This window comes from Virgibacillus sp. DJP39 (genome assembly GCF_049310925.1).
Taxonomy (GTDB): domain Bacteria; phylum Bacillota; class Bacilli; order Bacillales; family Amphibacillaceae; genus Virgibacillus_F.
The window spans coordinates 1-2,456 of the sequence record NZ_JBMERP010000154.1; the positions used below are offsets into that span (position 1 = coordinate 1).

General features: G+C 36.3%; 2 protein-coding genes. Both read right to left on the reverse strand.

The window, feature by feature from the left end; translation table 11 throughout:
• Positions 1-51: 51 nt before the first annotated feature.
• On the reverse strand, positions 52-807 hold the full coding sequence (gene istB / locus ACOI1D_RS21325) for an IS21-like element helper ATPase IstB (protein ID WP_422504197.1): 756 nt from the start codon (positions 805-807) through the stop codon (positions 52-54).
• Positions 804-2,351: an IS21 family transposase gene (gene istA / locus ACOI1D_RS21330; RefSeq protein ID WP_422504198.1), complete on the reverse strand. Its 1,548-nt coding sequence runs from the start codon at positions 2,349-2,351 to the stop codon at positions 804-806. The genes istB and istA overlap by 4 nt, the downstream gene beginning before the upstream one ends.
• Positions 2,352-2,456 lie beyond the last annotated feature (105 nt).

The following is a 2,456-nucleotide window of genomic DNA, read 5'->3' on the forward strand; positions in this document are numbered from 1 at the left end:
TGTATTTCGCAAGTGAAAAGTGAGCCATTTCGCAATTTAATTTTGAGCCACTTAACCTTCGTTCATTTTCATCCATTTTTCCGTTTCTTTCATCCGATAAGAAACACCATTCATATTTAAAACATGTGATTTATGTGTGAGTCTATCTGTTAGCGCTGCTGTCAATACTGGATCGTGAAAGACCTCTTGCCATTTCAAAAAAGATAAGTTACTCGTTATAATTGTAGACTTTCTACCAGCACGTAGCGATAGGTGCGAGAAAAAAAGTTCAGCACCGTCTTTATCAAATGATATATAGCCTAGCTCGTCAATAATAACCAGGTCATACTTTTCAAATTTTAATTCAAATGCCCGCAGTGTGCGTTCAGAAAGACATTCCTTAAGCTGATTGATTAATGATGATACAGTCGCAAAATATACCCTATAACCAGCCATACAGGCTTCTATCCCAAGCCCTACCGCAATATGAGATTTCCCCGTACCTGGTGATCCCGTTAAAATGATATTTTGACCCTCTTTTATAAAATCCAACGATTTCAAATGTGGTAATTTCCGTTTCGCATCATCTGGTAATGCTTCTTCTTCTAATTCCTCCAATAACTTTTTCTCAGGGAAGTTTGCTGCCCGTATACGATTGTATTTAGCGCGTACCAGACGATCACCTTTTTCTTGGATAAGAACTTGATGCAATACATCAAATGCTTGTTCAGGATATTTGAAATCCGTTTCATTTTGAACCATCTTGCGAATGCTTGGTAATCGCAAATCCTTACAAATATCAATAACTTGTTGTTTTTTATTATTCATGAGCCCACTCCTTCTTCCTCTTTAGGTTGATTAAACAGGAGCGCATATGCCTTAATATTACTTTCAGATTGTTTCAAGGTATCATCTACCTCTAAGGAACTTACTCCTGAAGGAGTAGATTGCTCACAAATGAAAAGGATTCTTTCTGTGTTCACATAATCAAAACGAATATTTTTTAGTTCTCCAATTGCCTCCATGACACGACTCAGATTGTTCTTTTCTTTCATATAGAAGAGTAACTCTATGAAATCTTTCTCTTTTCCGATATAATAATGGTTGTATAATTTTTTAATTTGATTAGGTGCCTGCTTCAAACATTCACTTTGAGCGATGGCACCTTTTTTCTTTTGAAATGTGTTCAAATAATGGTAAATATTCATTTCCCATTGATGTAGCCCCCAATTACGTGAATGCTCAGCAACAAGATCCCCTTCAATAAATAACTTTATCTTTTCAGCTCCCACTTTTGCTTTAATCCATTTTCCAACGTGTCCCTCTGGGACCGAATAGTGATTTTGTTTAATGACAACTGAACTATATTTATCCACGTGGCATTCAACTAAATCGGCCCCATCAAATGGCGTAATGGCTATTGTTTGTTTTGCTACCTTTTTCTCCTCCTCCATTAAATCAGTGTGTTTAATGTTCTCTTTATAATGCAACCGTCCATTTATACGCTGTAACGTGCTCAATAAATGTTCCTCGACTTCAACTAGGCTGGAAAAAGAAAATTCAGATGAGAATGCCTTTCTTCTAATAAACTCTACACTGCGTTCGACGTGCCCCTTTTCGTTCCCTTTACGAGGCTCACATAATCGAATTTTAAATTGATAATAATTAGATATGTTAATCATGCTATCTGTTATAGCCTTCTCTGTTCCCACAAAGGATTTAACCACTGTTCTCATGTTGTCATAGGTAAATACCGAAGGTACAAAACCGATATGCTCAATAAATTTCGAATGAACATCTAGTACGCAAACTTGCGATTCAGATTGATAGATTTTGGCAAACCGATAATTACTATGGGCCAATGTGAATACCGCAAGCGAATAATTTTTCAACTCCCCATTAACTTCAAGTTTGACTTGCCCCCAATCAAATTCGACCTCAAAACCTGGTTCACAATACCTTCGAATAAATACTTCTTTTGTTTTTGCAACTTCCGCATTTACAAAGTTACGTATCGTCGTATAGCCAATGGCATATCCCGTATCTACTAATTTCTCATGCATATCGATCATTTTCATTTGCTGCTTATGCATATAATGATTTCGTTTCCAGGCATTATCTTTTATATATCCAAGTAGAACTTCCTTTATTTCTTCCGTCAATGCCCGCTTTCTACCTGTCCTTTTCTTATAGGTAGGCAACTTTATTATATCCTCTGTGATCGGTAGATCACGAACATCCTCACCTCTACTTAGTTCAAACTCTCGGATATACTTATCTACTGTATTTCTTGATACTTTTACGTTCTTAGCAATTTTTCTCTTACTTACACCTTCTAGATACTTTTGAAGAACTAATTGTTTCTTTTTCAATGTAATCACTCCTGATATCCCCCCAACTTCGTTAGGGTTATTGTCTATCAAAAGTGGCTCAGTTTTCAACTGTCATTGTGGCTCACTTTTAAGTTACCATATACA